General features: G+C 35.2%; 17 protein-coding genes. 8 read left to right on the top strand and 9 right to left on the bottom strand.

Features of this window, described 5'->3' with window-relative positions; translation table 11 throughout:
- Positions 1-59 precede the first annotated feature (59 nt).
- The 5 genes from MKJ01_RS00840 (at position 60) to MKJ01_RS00820 (ending at position 3409) form a co-directional block, all read left to right on the top strand.
- Positions 60-620: a hypothetical protein gene (locus tag MKJ01_RS00840; RefSeq protein ID WP_241610984.1), complete on the top strand. Its 561-nt coding sequence runs from the start codon at positions 60-62 to the stop codon at positions 618-620.
- 25 nt (positions 621-645) lie between these two features.
- Entirely contained in the window at positions 646-1350 is a 705-nt protein-coding gene (locus MKJ01_RS00835) for a hypothetical protein (protein ID WP_241610982.1), read from the top strand.
- A gap of 319 nt (positions 1351-1669) precedes the next feature.
- Positions 1670-2104: a hypothetical protein gene (locus MKJ01_RS00830; protein WP_241610980.1), complete on the top strand. Its 435-nt coding sequence runs from the start codon at positions 1670-1672 to the stop codon at positions 2102-2104.
- Between the two features lie 109 nt (positions 2105-2213).
- Positions 2214-2597 (top strand): tetratricopeptide repeat protein, encoded by a 384-nt coding sequence (locus tag MKJ01_RS00825; RefSeq protein ID WP_241610977.1) that lies wholly within the window; start codon positions 2214-2216, stop codon positions 2595-2597.
- Between the two features lie 188 nt (positions 2598-2785).
- Entirely contained in the window at positions 2786-3409 is a 624-nt protein-coding gene (locus tag MKJ01_RS00820) for a hypothetical protein (protein WP_241610975.1), read from the top strand.
- A 13-nt stretch (positions 3410-3422) separates the two neighbouring features.
- Here the strand turns inward: MKJ01_RS00820 and MKJ01_RS00815 are convergent, their stop codons facing one another.
- The 4 genes from MKJ01_RS00815 to panD all read right to left on the bottom strand — a co-directional run bounded on the left by MKJ01_RS00815 (position 3423) and on the right by panD (position 6286).
- Entirely contained in the window at positions 3423-4094 is a 672-nt protein-coding gene (locus MKJ01_RS00815; protein WP_241610974.1) for a TerD family protein, read from the bottom strand.
- Between the two features lie 2 nt (positions 4095-4096).
- A complete protein-coding gene (locus MKJ01_RS00810; protein ID WP_241610972.1) occupies positions 4097-4672 on the bottom strand; it encodes a TerD family protein in 576 nt (191 codons plus the stop codon).
- Between the two features lie 186 nt (positions 4673-4858).
- On the bottom strand, positions 4859-5932 hold the full coding sequence (locus MKJ01_RS00805) for a lysylphosphatidylglycerol synthase transmembrane domain-containing protein (RefSeq protein WP_241610970.1): 1074 nt from the start codon (positions 5930-5932) through the stop codon (positions 4859-4861).
- A gap of 3 nt (positions 5933-5935) precedes the next feature.
- Entirely contained in the window at positions 5936-6286 is a 351-nt protein-coding gene (gene panD, locus MKJ01_RS00800; protein WP_241610969.1) for an aspartate 1-decarboxylase, read from the bottom strand.
- Between the two features lie 400 nt (positions 6287-6686).
- Between panD and MKJ01_RS00795 the strand changes: the two genes are divergently transcribed.
- Positions 6687-7004, top strand: coding sequence for an HU family DNA-binding protein (locus MKJ01_RS00795; RefSeq protein WP_241610966.1), 318 nt, complete (start codon positions 6687-6689; stop codon positions 7002-7004).
- Positions 7005-7132: 128 nt separating this feature from the next.
- Here the strand turns inward: MKJ01_RS00795 and pdxH are convergent, their stop codons facing one another.
- On the bottom strand, positions 7133-7774 hold the full coding sequence (pdxH, locus tag MKJ01_RS00790) for a pyridoxamine 5'-phosphate oxidase (RefSeq protein ID WP_241610965.1): 642 nt from the start codon (positions 7772-7774) through the stop codon (positions 7133-7135).
- A 23-nt stretch (positions 7775-7797) separates the two neighbouring features.
- On the opposite strand from pdxH, the gene MKJ01_RS00785 reads away from it, so the two are divergent.
- A complete protein-coding gene (locus MKJ01_RS00785; protein WP_241610962.1) occupies positions 7798-8346 on the top strand; it encodes a YqgE/AlgH family protein in 549 nt (182 codons plus the stop codon).
- Between the two features lie 102 nt (positions 8347-8448).
- A complete protein-coding gene (locus MKJ01_RS00780; protein ID WP_241610961.1) occupies positions 8449-9033 on the top strand; it encodes an N-acetylmuramoyl-L-alanine amidase in 585 nt (194 codons plus the stop codon).
- Between the two features lie 84 nt (positions 9034-9117).
- Here MKJ01_RS00780 and MKJ01_RS00775 read toward each other — a convergent pair whose 3' ends face one another.
- From MKJ01_RS00775 to MKJ01_RS00760, 4 genes are all read right to left on the bottom strand, one after another.
- Positions 9118-9930 carry an aminotransferase class IV gene (locus MKJ01_RS00775; RefSeq protein WP_241610960.1) on the bottom strand — a complete coding sequence of 271 codons (813 nt, stop codon included), beginning with the start codon at positions 9928-9930 and terminating at the stop codon, positions 9118-9120.
- Positions 9931-10007: 77 nt separating this feature from the next.
- The gene (locus MKJ01_RS00770) at positions 10008-10394 is read right to left on the bottom strand and encodes an START-like domain-containing protein (RefSeq protein WP_241610959.1); all 387 of its coding nucleotides are present in this window, start codon (positions 10392-10394) and stop codon (positions 10008-10010) included.
- A gap of 285 nt (positions 10395-10679) precedes the next feature.
- Positions 10680-11858: an aspartate aminotransferase family protein gene (locus MKJ01_RS00765; RefSeq protein WP_241632422.1), complete on the bottom strand. Its 1179-nt coding sequence runs from the start codon at positions 11856-11858 to the stop codon at positions 10680-10682.
- Positions 11859-12293: 435 nt separating this feature from the next.
- Complete coding sequence (locus MKJ01_RS00760) at positions 12294-14036, bottom strand: OstA-like protein (protein WP_241610957.1); 1743 nt, start codon at positions 14034-14036, stop codon at positions 12294-12296.
- Position 14037: the final 1 nt, after the last annotated feature.

Here is a 14037-nt window from a genome sequence, read left to right as displayed (position 1 = left end):
TTTTTATATCCATGCATGAGAGGATTAATTTTTGCATTGAGAATCTTAAAATATATTCCATGGTAAAACGAATTATTCTCTACGTATTTCTTTATGCAGTATTGATTACGACACTTACACTGACCATGTCACAGACAGGTGACACGTATCTGATTATCATTACTCTCTCCGGGCTTGTTCTGGGAGGACTGATTGTCCGTGAAGTTTATAAAAAATATTTTACGGCAGCAATACCTAGAAATAACAATCTGGAATACGGCACTTTTAATTCCGGAGAGCGATATAAGATTTCCGGCAAGCCATTTTTGTTCGGCTTTGAAAAAAAGATAGTCTCTGGAGATGATTTTTATTTTGATGATGATTATTTTTATGCTGTCAATAAGAACCAACAGGCTGCAAAGTTTGATTTAAAAGATATTACGGAACTCAGCAAAACATCCTATCAAATCAATAACAGCAGGATTTGGCAGGTGAAAATTAACAATATCGGTGAAGAAGTCGCTTTTAAATTTGCCCATAACTATTCAGTCTGGAATAAGAATTTTCTTAATTTTTATAACAAATTAAAAGAAATAAACCCATCTGCAGTACAATCAAAATGGAGTTTATGGAGCATGTAACTTTTAAATGTAAATTATCAATATTATGATAAAAAAATTTACAGATACATTTTTTACGTTCTTAGGATTTGTAGTGATTGCTGCCTTAATGATATTTATCGTATTTATAGAAAACCCTGTAACCTATTTTTTATATGCTTTCTTGATCACCCTTGCTGTTAATTTTAAGAATTTAAAATATTTAAAAAGCAGCTTTCTGTATGTTATCAGAAAATTTTCAATAACTTTAATTGTTGTTTATCTGGTGCTTATTATCGTGATGTCTCTTTCCCCCTTTCTCAGGATTCAGGAATTCAAAATATCCCACTGGAACTGGAAAGCGATTCATCCGAAAGAAATAAAAGCTCTTCCTGACTGGGACAGCGGTTATAAACGTATGGGAAATTCTTACGTGGATATCCAATATGAATATCAGTCTGGCGGAAAGTTATATAAAAATAAAGAATCTGAAGTTTTAAAAAAATATTATCCTTTCTGGAACGGAACTGAGCATGATAAGCTGGTTAGTGAATTTTCTAAATCAGTTTCAGAGAAAATTGAACAGAAAGATTTTATTGCTTTCTATACTCCTGAACATCCGCAGAAAAGTAAATTCTTTTTATCAACGGATTTGTTTTATTTTCAGGGATCCTTATTTTACAATTTCGTCACGAGCTTTGTTATGGTAATCATGGGAATTGCAGGACTAGTTCTTCTCATTATTCTTTCGCAAATAAAAAAATCGAAATAAAAAATCACAAAGAGAAAATAATTACCGGAAAAAAATGATAAGGAATATGAATTACGGAAAAGAAATTCTCTTAGCATGATATTTAGCGTTCTGATTTTATCCTAATTATGTGCCTCATTTTATTACGGATATCCGACAGAATATAATATTTCATCCCTTTAAAAGGAATAATGAAAATGAAATCATTAACAGAAAAATTCTGAATAAAAAGTTCTTGAAGTATTGCAACATGGTTTATGAAAATCTGATTTTTTAAATAACAGAAATGATAAACCTGGGAAGTCAATATTTTAAACAGTTACAAATGATACCTTAATTCATGAAAAATAAAATCAACCTCTTTATCAGCTTTTCTTTACTTTTTATGCTGAACAGCTGTTCAATGCCATTCTATTTTTATATTCAGAATTTCACTTCTGAAGATCAAAAAATAACATTAACATTTTATAAAGATGTCAACAGTGAAGATTTACAACATAAAATCCAGCTTATCTCCAGTAAGGTTACTCAATTCAGAGATTTCAGAAAAGCAAATGATAAAGCAAAGCTGAATTATATTATTGAGGATTACAATAAAATATCGGTTATACTTCCCAGGAATTCTTTAACCTATATTGATTATCGATCTAACAATTACACCAATGTAACCGGGATTGAATATATCAAAAATAAAGTACCTGTACAGATATCGAAAGACCAGCTTATGATGAAAGCAAAATACGAAAGAATGTCGCTTATTTTTGAATTAAAATAATGTCAACAATCTCAATCTTTAGATAACTTTATAAATAATTTGGGTTATATTTTTAATAGCAGATAAAATTTAGAAATAATAAGCATTTACATTTTCGTAATTTTACATCATGAATACGATTATCAAACGGTTAGAAAACGTAAAGAAACTTCAGGCGAAGAGATGGGATCATGAAGATCACTGGGATGCCATCAATGATCTTCTGATTAAGGAATTAGGTGAAATTCTGCTTATTGAGCCTCAGAATACGGCTGCTTTAATTAATATCGGTGCAGTGTATTCGGATATGGGAGAAAATGAAACGGCACTGGAGTATTTAGAGATGGCCTTAAACTTCGGATCGGAAGACAGGAATCTGTTTATCAATCTGTCCATCGTTATGGTTTATATGCAAATGCATCCGGAAGAATACCATGAATATATTGAAACGGCAGAAGAAAAAACGGAAGATCCTCTCACCTTTAGAGCATATTTTGATCCTCAGTCACATTAAAGACATTTCTTTTTGGTTCATAAAACAGCATATTAATTTAATTTTAACATGCTAAAGCCTTACCATTATTCACTTTATGTAGAAAAAAAAAGGATTACTAAAATTATCAGATCCCTGCTTCTGTTCTATTATCTAAATTTTTCGCTACCTTAGTCTTGGAAATACTGTCATAAGAGGTATACAATAGTATGGAAGAAAAGCTCTATTTCATAAAAGTTAATCCTGTTGCTGCAAAGATCAATTTGTATAACAAGCTTTGCCGTGAAGAGGATCAGGTTCTGAAATTTCTTGAAGAAGACAAAAAAACAAGCCTGGAGCTGATCCGGAAAAAAGTTCATGAAAATATAGAAAGCCTTTCACAAGACGAACTGCTGAGTATTTTTAATTGGTTTGATTCAAAATATTCTTCAGATAAGGAAGAAATGAAAATCCAGCTTTTCATACACGGAATTGATCTCTTTTATAAAATCACCTCTTCTGCGAATATTCAGCAACTACAGCAAATCCTTTCAGACTACGAACAACATGGCAAGCTTAACAGCAGCCATGTTATTGATTCTGAAAACTTCAATAACTTCTTAATTTACGGAATATTTTTTACCGCTTTAATGGATAAAAAAACAGAAGAAGATTACATTTTAGCCGATTTGAAATATCAACATACAGATCTTTACTCCTTTGCAGAAGACCAATGCCGTACAAAAAATTCAGAACAGCCTGTTTATAATGACACCTATGAATATTTCAAGAAATTATTTGATTGTACGAAATTTTATAAAGGCTCAATAATCAAACTTGAGCATAAAATCTAATTTCAAATGTTTACTAATAAGTATACGGCACCAAAACATCAATAAAATTGTCCGTTCGGTGCGGTTCACCGATGGCACGGAATTTCCAGTCGCCATTATGACGGTAAACTTCTGCAAAAACCATTGAGCACATTCCATTCATGCCGGCATCACCCGAAAGGCTGAACTTTGTAATCTCTTTCCCTTTTGCATCGACGGCTCTTATAAAGGCATTATCAATCATTCCGAAATGCTGCCTGTTAAGATTACCCTGATAAATGGAAACCACAAAAACAATTTTCCGGTAACGTTCGTCCAGCTGATCCAATTTTACAATAATCTGTTCATCGTCGCCGTCACCTGCACCGGTTCTGTTGTCCCCGGTCAGCCATATCTTTCCGCTGGGATGCCGCATCGAATTGAAATAAATAACATCGCTCTGGTACAGCACCAATTCCTTTCCATGAGCTGAAGGCAAGGTTTTTCCCATATTCGCAACTTTCCCGTTTTTATCCAAAAGGAAAGCGATAGCATCCAGATCATATTCAGCATCACCGCTGCCGTTAAGTAATCTTCTTAAAAAGCCGCCCTGTTTCCGAACATCCCAACCCAAACCGATTGTGACACTTGAAAGATCATAAACAGTATCTCCACTCTCGTTTTTACGAAGGTTAATCGTCTGTCCTTTTTGTAAGTTGATTGCCATCGTTATTTAATGATTTGACCTTTGTAATATTTTTCAAGAAAAAAAGCAAGATCTGCGCGGTAGCCGATCCCGGAAGCTTCAAATTTCCAGCTGCCGTTCCTTTTATACAGTCTCCCGAATTCTACTCCCGTTTCAATAGAGAAATCTTCATCCAGTTCATATTTTGCAATTTCCTGATGGCTGATATTGTCAATAATCCTGATGTATGAATTTCTTACCTGTCCGAAATTCTGTTTTCTTCTCTCAAAATCTTCAATCGTTACCACGAAAAGAATTTCATCCACCCTCTCGTCCACTTTTTCAAGATCTACAATAATGGCTTCATCATCGTCACCATCACTATTTTTACCACTGGGATCATCACCTGTATGGGTAAGTGCACCATCCGGGGAATGTAAATTATTATAAAAAATAAAATAGTCTTCACTAACGAGCTTTCGGTCTCTGTCAATCATAATTGCCGAAGCATCAAGGTCAAAATCATAACCTCTTCCTTCATTCGGATCCCAGCCAAGACCAATGGTCATTTTGGTAAATCCTATTTCTATCCTTTGTCCTTTCTGTAAATTAATCGCCATAATACTATTAATGTTATCTATGTTGCTTCATCTAAGGTATGGCGGTTTTAGAAGTTTTCCAAAATAATTTGACATGAATAATAATGTAAATTGTAAATAACATTAAATTTATTGGTATATATTCAGGTCATAAAAAATCCGGCCTTACAGCCGGATGTTGTATCGTTGAGAAGATTAAGAGAATTTTTAAAATTTATTTTCTACAACCCTGCTGTTCCTTGCTTTTGCCAGCATAGGAATAGAAATAAGGCCCATTGTAAGCATAATGATAATCTGTAATGGCAAAGAAATAAAAGAGTAAGTCAGGCCTATTTCGCCGCCTGCTTCACCGCTTTTTCCCATAGAAATAAACAGTGCCATAAAGCCGTATTTCATTGCAAGATTAAAAGCTCCGATACCCCCGCTGGCAGGAATGATCATCCCAAAAGTACCCACTGTAAGAATAAGGAAGCCGTCATCAAAAGTAAAGCCCGAGGTTTCAGGTAAGGCAAAACATACCAGATAGGCTGCAAAATAATAGGAAATCCAGATGCCTGCCGTATAGAAAATGAATCTGCCTTTCTGTTTTAATTTAAATATAGAGGTCAGGCCTTTAATAATTCCCTTCCCGAAATCAATTAATTTTTCTTTTTTAAATGTATAGAGAAGAATAAGACCTGTAACAATCAACATCCCTATTATAATTTTCAAATAAAAATAAAATATGTCAAAATCATGTATTCCGATTTTCATGATTTGCCTCTCAAAAAAATTAGGAACAAATTCTGACTTTTCTTCTTTTTTTTCCATCACAAAATGATAAAAAGAAAGAATAGTATCATACTTAAATATCACCGTTAATCCTAGAAAAACAGCCATACAAGCCAAATCCACAACCCTTTCCAGAATAATGGTTCCGAAAGACTGGTCAACAGGAACTTTTTCTACTCCATATAATGCTGTTGCACGGGCTACTTCCCCGCTTCTGGGAATAGTGAGGTTCATTAAATATCCAAAAGATATGGACCAGAGTGAATTTGAATTTGAAATCTGGTGACCCATAGGTTCCAGCATCAGGTTCCAGCGGATTGCCCTAAACCAATAGGCCGAAATACCAAAACATGCGGCCAGTAAAACCCACCAGTAATTGGCTTTTGATATGGATTTCTGAAAGGATGCGTAATCAAAATCCTTAAGTGCCAGCCATAAAAAAAAGCCTGCAAAAGCAAGCGAGATTACTATTGTAAGGATTGATTTTGCAGGATTATTTTTTTTCTCCATTGGTTACGTCAGAAGATTGGTTTTTTCATCAGGAAAAACAATTTTCGGCTGAAAATTCTGTGCTTCTTCAAGAGTCATCTGAGCGTAAGCAATTATGATTATAATATCATCCCTTTGTACTTTTCTGGCGGCCGGGCCGTTAAGGCAAACTTCTCCGGACTTTCTTTTCCCTTTGATGACATAGGTATCAAAGCGTTCTCCATTATTTACATTCACGATATATACCCTTTCCCCGACTACCAGCCCAGCTGCTTCAATAAGGTCTTCATCTATCGTTATGCTTCCAATATAATTAAGGTCAGAAGCCGTAACTCTCACCCTGTGAATCTTAGACTTAAAAACTTCTATTAACATCCTGCAAATTTATTAATAAAAATTAATAAAACCGTTTTTTCACAGGAATTTAAAACTGACAGAAACACAGCCATTTAATTTTATTAAATACAATCTTTACATATATTAATTATTAAATCTATAATATTTTGCAAAAACCATTAATGGTTTACACAGAATTCAGGATTTAATAAATATAAAAAATAATTCTTTTTTATTGCTAAAGTCAATAAACATAAGCATTTGGCATGATTTTAGTGGCTTGTAACGTAGATTTTTCGTCAAATGTTAAATTATCATATTTTAACCAATTTAACAAAAAAACAAAAAAATTATTTATTTTTTTTCATATAAATTGCACATTTACAAAATAGTATTATATTTGCTATAATTACGAACTAACTTTAATATTAAAAAAATTATGAACAAGTCTGAATTAATCGACGCAATCGCTAAAGATGCCGGTATCTCTAAAGTTGCTGCTAAAGCTGCATTAGAATCATTTATTGATAATGTAATGACTACATTGAAAAAGAAAGACGGAAAAGTATCTTTGGTAGGATTCGGTACTTTCTCAGTAGCAGAGAGAGCTGCAAGACAGGGTATCAATCCTGCAACTAAAAAGCCGATCAATATCGAAGCTAAAACTGTTGCCAAGTTCAAGGCAGGTGCTGATTTATCTGCTGCTGTTGCTTCAGCTAATGCTCCTGCGGCGGCTGCCGGAAAAAAGAAAAAATAATCCATTACAGATTATAAATAAAGCTGCTTCAATCGAAGCAGCTTTTTTCGTCTTATACTATTAGCAAAATATAACTTGTTTTCTCTGTCACAAATTATTAACAGTTATCTTTCATAATTTCATTTACATTAAGGAGCTAACCGGGAAACTTTCCAGTCCAAACCCTCCAATTGGTAGACAATCCTGTCATGCAGACGGTTAGGCCTCCCCTGCCAGAATTCAATCTCATAGGGTTTTGCAATATATCCGCCCCAATTTACAGGTCGTGGAACTTCAGTATTTTCGTACTGCTCCTCCATTTGTTTCAGTTTTCTTTCCAGGAATTCCCGGTCGGGAATCTCCTGACTTTGCGGGGAGACCGCAGCGCCAAGCTGGCTGCCTTTCGGCCTGGAATGGAAATACCCATCACTCAGGTTTTCAGCAATCCGTTCAAGATGAGCTTTTATAATAATCTGCCTTTCTAAATTCGGCCAAAAAAAGTGAAGGCATGCCGTATGGTTTTTTTCTATTGATCTTCCTTTTTTACTGTCGTAATTGGTATAAAAGATAAATCCTTCATGGGTATATGCTTTAAGCAAAACCATCCTGGTACGCGGACAGCCGTCTTCTTCCACTGTAGAAACCGACATGGCATTGGCTTCAGAAATATCAGGATTTTCCCCGGCTTCCAGAAACCAGTCGCGGAACTGCTCGATGGGATTTTGTTTTATCTCACTTTCAATAAGTTGGGATTTATCATACACTTTTCTTTTATCGTGCAGGTTTTCCATAAATATTTTTATTAAATTTGAGTATGAATTATTCATACAAAGGTAAAATATTAATTTCCACACCTGACATTTCCGGTGATATTTTTTCCAGATCGGTTGTATTGGTGGTTGAGCATAATGAACAGGGTGCGTTTGGCTTAATCTTGAATAAAAAAAACAGCCAGATGAGTAGTAAGTTCAAAGAATTTTTCGATTTCAAAATTGAGGTATATGACGGCGGGCCTGTAGAAAATGATAAGGTATTCTTTATCGCCAGAGGAAAAAAAGTGACTGAAAGTTTCACTGACATTACTCAGGAATTTTACCTTACAGAAGATATAGAAAATATCATCAGCTCCGTTCTGAACGGTGACCTTAGCATCAATGATGTAAAAATTTTCTCAGGATATTCCGGTTGGTCATCTTTACAGCTGGATGATGAAATTCAGAAAAAAGTATGGACCGTCGTGGATATTTATAACCTGGATTACACACTGCCGAATGATCAGACCTTATGGAAATCAATCATGCAGAATTTGGGTGGCGAATATTTGCTTTGGGCCAATTCCCCTGAAGATATTTCTTTAAATTAAGAACAGGTTATAAAGCCTGTAAAACTTTAACTGATTTTAAGATTGCGTTAACTTAATTTAAACCAGCAATTTCCGTTATTTGTTAAACCAAAATTTAATGATATGAAAGGAATTAAACTCTTTGCTTTAGCTGTATTTTCAATTGGATTTCTATCTTTCGCTCCCCCTCCTAAAAAGATCATTGTTATTGATGCCGGACATGGCGGAAATGATATTGGGGCAAGACGTGATGGATTGTACGAAAAAGAAATCACCTTACAGGTTGCAAAAGAAATCCAAAAATACAATGAAAACCAAGATGCGTTTGAAGTAGTTCTTACCAGAGATTCCGACAATGATCTAAGCTTATCGGAAAGAGTTACAAAAATCAATGAATTACAGCCGGAAATGGTTATTTCTTTACACATCAACAGCAGTCCTCAGCAGGAGACTTCTAATGCAGGACCTGAAATCTATACCCAGAATTCACACGAATCAAAAAAGCTGGCTGAAAAAATTTCTACAAAATTTGCGGTTCGTGGCATTCAGGAAAAAAATCTTCATATTTTAAGAGAATCCAAAGTCCCGGCGGTTTTGGTAGAACTCGGATTTATAAATAACACCCAGGACAGGAACTATATTTCCAGTGAAAAAGGAAGAAAAGAAATCGCCCAAAAATTTACTGAAGTTTTCAGTACTTACAATTAGACGAAGCATGATACAATTTCTGATCTATTCAGAATTAAAACCCGGTAAAGGACTTTAACATGTTGTTTACCGGGTTTGTCAATTTTATGAGAAGCTTTTTGTCCAGGCTTCCGTCAGCTCTGCGAAACGATTATTGCCAAATGTTTTATTTCTTATTTTCCCCACGGTAAACAACCCTTTTTCATCGGAAATCAATAAAATTTCTTCCGCCTTTTGGGATTCAAATGCTATGATTTCATGCTCCTGAATATCGGCAAGGTTATTCTTGTGTAAAAAAGTTACAAAATTCTCCATCAGAGGGGAAATGTAGGCGCCTTCAGTCTGTTTAGGGACTTTGATGATATTGCCTTCCAGGAAAAGGAGGTTACCGGAAGTCGTACGGGCAATTCTTTTATTAGGGTTTAAAAGAATGACATCATCCAGATCATTTTCCTGCGCATAAATTCCGGCATAGATATTTTCAGGACTGTGAACCCGGATATTGCTCAGCAGATTATTATTGACATTGATCTCTTTAATCAGATCCAGCTCTAAAGGTCTTGAATGTACCGCAAGAACATCCGTCATTTCAGATACTTCATAAAAGTAAGATACAGGAGCTTTTGATAAAATAATACCATCAGTATTCCGGAAAACCTGAAAATTAATGATCCCGTTTCTGATTTGTTTTAGTTCAATAACTTCTTTCCTGAAAAGAGACTGGAAAAATTCCAATGTATACGACAAGGGAATATTCATTCTCATTTTCCTCATAGAAGCCATTAGGAAGAAATAGCATTCTTCATCCATTATCAATTCAGCATTTCTCACAAAAAAAGCAGCTTTTACTGTGTCGCCCAAAAGAAATGCCCTGTTTTTTACCGGTATTTCGCCAGATGTGAAATATTGATTTTCCAATTTTAATCTGATTTATTTATAAAAAAATAATGAACGATAAATCGTTCATCAGTTTTATCATTCAGTACAGCTTACGTTTAAGCAGCACCTAATTTTATTCTAAGATTCTCAATAAGATTCTCCCAATACAGGGCGTTTTCCTGCTCATCTCCTTCTTCACAGAAATCGGTTATATTGAGTGCTAAATCTTCCGTAATATCATCGATTATAATCGTCATTTCAAAGAAGTTTTTGGTCCCTTCATCTTCTTCCCATCTGAAACGTACGAAACCTTCAGGCTTATACCTGATTAAAGTCGCTTTCTCCGCAGGCCCGCCACCCCAGCTAAAAAAGAAATCATCGCCTTTCTCTATTACATCATCCGCAAACCATTCAGACAATCCTTCAGCAGTGGCCAGATATTCATATAAAATCTCTGATAAACAGTGCATTGGAAATTCGTAATGGACTTTATGTTTCGCCATATAATCTTTGTTTTATCGTCCCGCAATATATAAATTAATTTTTTTATTACACAAAAATGTGTTTATTTTTTTATATATTCTTCATGATATTTATCAGAGAATTTTAAATAAGCGTTTAATAATAACTCCAATAAAAGAATATAGGGTTAGAAACCATTAAAGTATTCAATTTTAATGGTTTATTTCATTAAAATCAACAACTAATTTTTTGAAAAGTAAATTAAACACATCAACAGAATGAATCAGAATATGATATTTATAAATTTTTAAGTAAATATTTTATTATCACGGCAACTCATTTAAAACTTCAATAATCATTTTACAGCCTTCCGTAATCTCTTGCTTTGAAATCGTAAGTGGCGGGGAAATCCTCAGGTATTCATTTCTATACAGCTGCCAGAAAACAATGATTCCTTTTTCCATGCATTTTTTTGCCACTTCCAGCGTATATTCCGGCGAACCCAGGTTTACAGCCAACATGAGGCCCTTTCCATTGATATTTTTTATTTTAGAATGAACTAAAAGTTCCCGGAACAGTTTTTCTTTTTCATCAACCTCTTCCATCAGGCCGCTTTCCAGAACTTCCTTTAACGTAGCATGGCTGGAAGCTGCAATAAGAGGATTGCCGCCAAATGTAGTAATATGACCCAGCTTCGGAGAATGTGCGAGTGTTTCCATAATCTTGCGGGAACTCATAAAAGCTCCTACAGGAACTCCGCCTCCCATTCCTTTGCCCATAACCAGAATATCAGGAACTATTCCGTAATGTTCAAAAGAAAATAATTTTCCGGTTCTTCCGAATCCGGGCTGAATCTCATCGAGAATCAATAAAGCTCCTACCGCTTCACATCTTCTTTTTAATTTAATCAAATACTCATCTGCCGGCACCAGAAAACCCGCCGCCCCCTGGATGGTTTCCATAATCACACAGGCTGTCTTTTCAGTGATCTTGTCAAAATCGTTTTCATTGTTGAATTCAATGAAGGAAATCATGGGCAGCAAAGGGCGGAACTCTCTTTTATGCGTTTCGTTTCCGGAAACACTAAGAGCTCCATGGGTATTCCCGTGATAAGAATTTTTAAAAGATACAATCTCTTCTCTTCCCGTATATCTTTTTGCCAGCTTCAGACTTCCGTCGATAGCTTCTGCTCCGCTGTTTACCAGATAAGTAATTTCTAAAGGATCAGGCGTCGCTTCAGCAAGCAACTTACATAAGGCAACCGGTTTCTCCTGGGCATATTCACCGTACACCATCACATGAAGATATTTTTCTGCCTGTTCTTTGATCGCAGCCACAATTTTCGGATGGGAGTGTCCTAATGTATTAGCCGAGACTCCTGCTACAAAATCCAGATATCTTTTTCCATCAGTTCCATAAATATAACTGCCTTCCGCTCTTTCCACTTCAAAACCCGCAGCAAATCTGGTGGTTTGTGCCTGATATATAAAAAAATCGTTTTGCATGTCTGTTTTCATTTGAAAATTTTAGCAAAACTAAAAAAGATTCACCAAACCCGGAAATTAAACTGAAGAGAATAAAAAAGCCGCTTGCAGTAATCTGCAAGCGGCACCACCAAATCACAAAATATTAATATAATTTCAATTAAATTATACGGTAAATATATAAAAAAAATGAATTCAAATACATATTCAATAAAAAATATTAGCTAATAGCAATTAATAGCTACATAAATCCTATAATAAACCTATAATTAATCACATAAAATACCACATATACCATTTATTTCATATTCACCAATATTTGAATAATTATTTCAAAATATTTTTGGACATGTATATATTGTTTTAAATAATCTTTATTAATAGGTATAAAAATAAAATTCACCACCTTCCATAATAGAAAATGGTGAGTTATTTGTAATAAAAACTTTGTATAAGTTACCTTCTTACCCGCTTTGGTTTTTTGGCTTCTTCTAAGGCTTTTTCTTTTTCAACAGCTTCTCTGGCTTTATCGTAAAGTGTATTGTCAGATTCATATTGAATTTCAGGATAGTTTGGTGTATCAACCAGGATATCCTGCCACTTTAGGATCCTGTCTTTTGTATTCCAGTTAAAATCCGGGAATTTGCGTCTTTCAGGCTCTATTTTACTCATCGGATATGTATCTGAAGCAGCACCGATATTACAGGCAACTATATACAAAGCCTTTTCCTCAAAAAGCGCATCAATAATCCCGCAGGACGTTAATGAAATTCCAATCCTTTCTTTTTTCTTTGTCTGGTTATTGACATCATCAGAATAGGTAATGGACTGTGCGTTCCCTATTACCTTTGCTTCCTTAATGCTGTTGTCTGCTCCATAATAAATGGTCATCAGCTTTCCTTTGACCTGATTGAATTCATCTTTCATGTTAAGGGAATCCACCTTACTGATGGCAAAAGCATTTCCTAAAACTTTTAGTGAATCAATACTTTCAGTCTGTGTATTGAAATATGCTTCCACTTTATCTCCTGTTACCTGTTTTCCGTTACTCCAAAGAATAGGACTGGTATACATATGGAGAACACCGTCAGTTTCATTAAAAGCAATAGAGTCAGCTCTTCCCTGAGCATTGGATTTATAAAACCTGCCTTTCCTGAAGGCCCGGAGAAAACTCTTCTTTACTTTAATATCTGCAGGATCCTGTTTCTGGAAAGAAATGATTTTTTCTGCCGCAAAATACATGGAATCTTTTTCCAACGCTTTTACCGCATATGGGTTTTTCGTCATCATGGCAGAATCTTTTTTCTCAAAAATTTCTCCGTAACCTCCTTTTATCCATCTCCTTTCTTTGGGATCGTCCAACGTGACGTTTCCTGCAGCTTTTCCAAAACCTGAAATCTGGTTATAATACATCTCATCACCGGTCAGGATTTTGTCATTGTAATGAACTCTTGAATTCTTGTATAGAAATGCTTCTTTAGAATTCATATTGTAATTTCCCTTTTCGGTAAAAATATAATTTTTCGGATTTTTCTTATTGGTGATGGTTGTCGGTCCGTTAATATCAACAATATTGGTATTCTGATTCTGGATTACATTCCTGCCTTCCAGCGTATAGTCCTTGTCTTCAATTTTCACATTTCCGGTAAGATCTATCGTACGGGTCGTCAGAAAATAGGTAGCGGACTTGGCGTAGGTTGTACTTTTACCATCGTTAATGGTACCTCCTGTATTGTAATAAGCCTGATTGGAAACCCTGTCATAATACATAGTTTCTGTTTTAATAACGGTTCCTTTCGGATCTGTAAGGACAACATTCTTCCTGGCAATTCCCCGCTGCGTATTCCCGTCATACTCCATTTCTTCCGCGGTTATTACAGAACCGTCTGTATTCTGAAGCTTGACATTTCCTACTGCCTTTACGAAGTTTTGGCCTTCATAAACAATTACCAGGTCAGCATTCAGTAATGACCCCTGATGCTCGAACTGAACATTTCCTGAAAAGTAGTTATTTCCATCGTATTTTTCATCCTTACGAAGCTGGTCAGAGTGGATATGCTTCACTTTTTCTGCAGGCGGAGCATTTTTCTTAGGAACCGCTGTAGGGTTGAAATAGGGATCTTTTTGCAAAGGCTTTTGGTTGTCCTGAGCAAAAATAAACGTAGAAAAAGAGATTAATAAAGCAAATAGCAGCCTCATG

The organism is Chryseobacterium sp. SSA4.19, from assembly GCF_022601875.1.
Lineage (GTDB): Bacteria > Bacteroidota > Bacteroidia > Flavobacteriales > Weeksellaceae > Chryseobacterium.
Note: the sequence above shows the minus strand (reverse complement) of the source record. Positions and strands in the feature narration are given on the sequence as shown.

Excerpts from the sequence above, each read along its gene's own strand:
- MKJ01_RS00840 (WP_241610984.1), top strand. The coding sequence starts at position 60 with ATGGTAAAACGAATTATTCTCTACGTATTTCTTTATGCAGTATTGATT.
- MKJ01_RS00835 (WP_241610982.1), top strand. The coding sequence starts at position 646 with ATGATAAAAAAATTTACAGATACATTTTTTACGTTCTTAGGATTTGTA.
- MKJ01_RS00830 (WP_241610980.1), top strand. The coding sequence starts at position 1,670 with ATGAAAAATAAAATCAACCTCTTTATCAGCTTTTCTTTACTTTTTATG.
- MKJ01_RS00825 (WP_241610977.1), top strand. The coding sequence starts at position 2,214 with ATGAATACGATTATCAAACGGTTAGAAAACGTAAAGAAACTTCAGGCG.
- MKJ01_RS00820 (WP_241610975.1), top strand. The coding sequence starts at position 2,786 with ATGGAAGAAAAGCTCTATTTCATAAAAGTTAATCCTGTTGCTGCAAAG.
- MKJ01_RS00815 (WP_241610974.1), bottom strand. The coding sequence starts at position 4,094 with ATGGCAATCAACTTACAAAAAGGACAGACGATTAACCTTCGTAAAAAC.
- MKJ01_RS00810 (WP_241610972.1), bottom strand. The coding sequence starts at position 4,672 with ATGGCGATTAATTTACAGAAAGGACAAAGGATAGAAATAGGATTTACC.
- MKJ01_RS00805 (WP_241610970.1), bottom strand. The coding sequence starts at position 5,932 with ATGGAGAAAAAAAATAATCCTGCAAAATCAATCCTTACAATAGTAATC.
- panD (WP_241610969.1), bottom strand. The coding sequence starts at position 6,286 with ATGTTAATAGAAGTTTTTAAGTCTAAGATTCACAGGGTGAGAGTTACG.
- MKJ01_RS00795 (WP_241610966.1), top strand. The coding sequence starts at position 6,687 with ATGAACAAGTCTGAATTAATCGACGCAATCGCTAAAGATGCCGGTATC.
- pdxH (WP_241610965.1), bottom strand. The coding sequence starts at position 7,774 with ATGGAAAACCTGCACGATAAAAGAAAAGTGTATGATAAATCCCAACTT.
- MKJ01_RS00785 (WP_241610962.1), top strand. The coding sequence starts at position 7,798 with ATGAATTATTCATACAAAGGTAAAATATTAATTTCCACACCTGACATT.
- MKJ01_RS00780 (WP_241610961.1), top strand. The coding sequence starts at position 8,449 with ATGAAAGGAATTAAACTCTTTGCTTTAGCTGTATTTTCAATTGGATTT.
- MKJ01_RS00770 (WP_241610959.1), bottom strand. The coding sequence starts at position 10,394 with ATGGCGAAACATAAAGTCCATTACGAATTTCCAATGCACTGTTTATCA.
- MKJ01_RS00765 (WP_241632422.1), bottom strand. The coding sequence starts at position 11,858 with ATGCAAAACGATTTTTTTATATATCAGGCACAAACCACCAGATTTGCT.
- MKJ01_RS00760 (WP_241610957.1), bottom strand. The coding sequence starts at position 14,036 with ATGAGGCTGCTATTTGCTTTATTAATCTCTTTTTCTACGTTTATTTTT.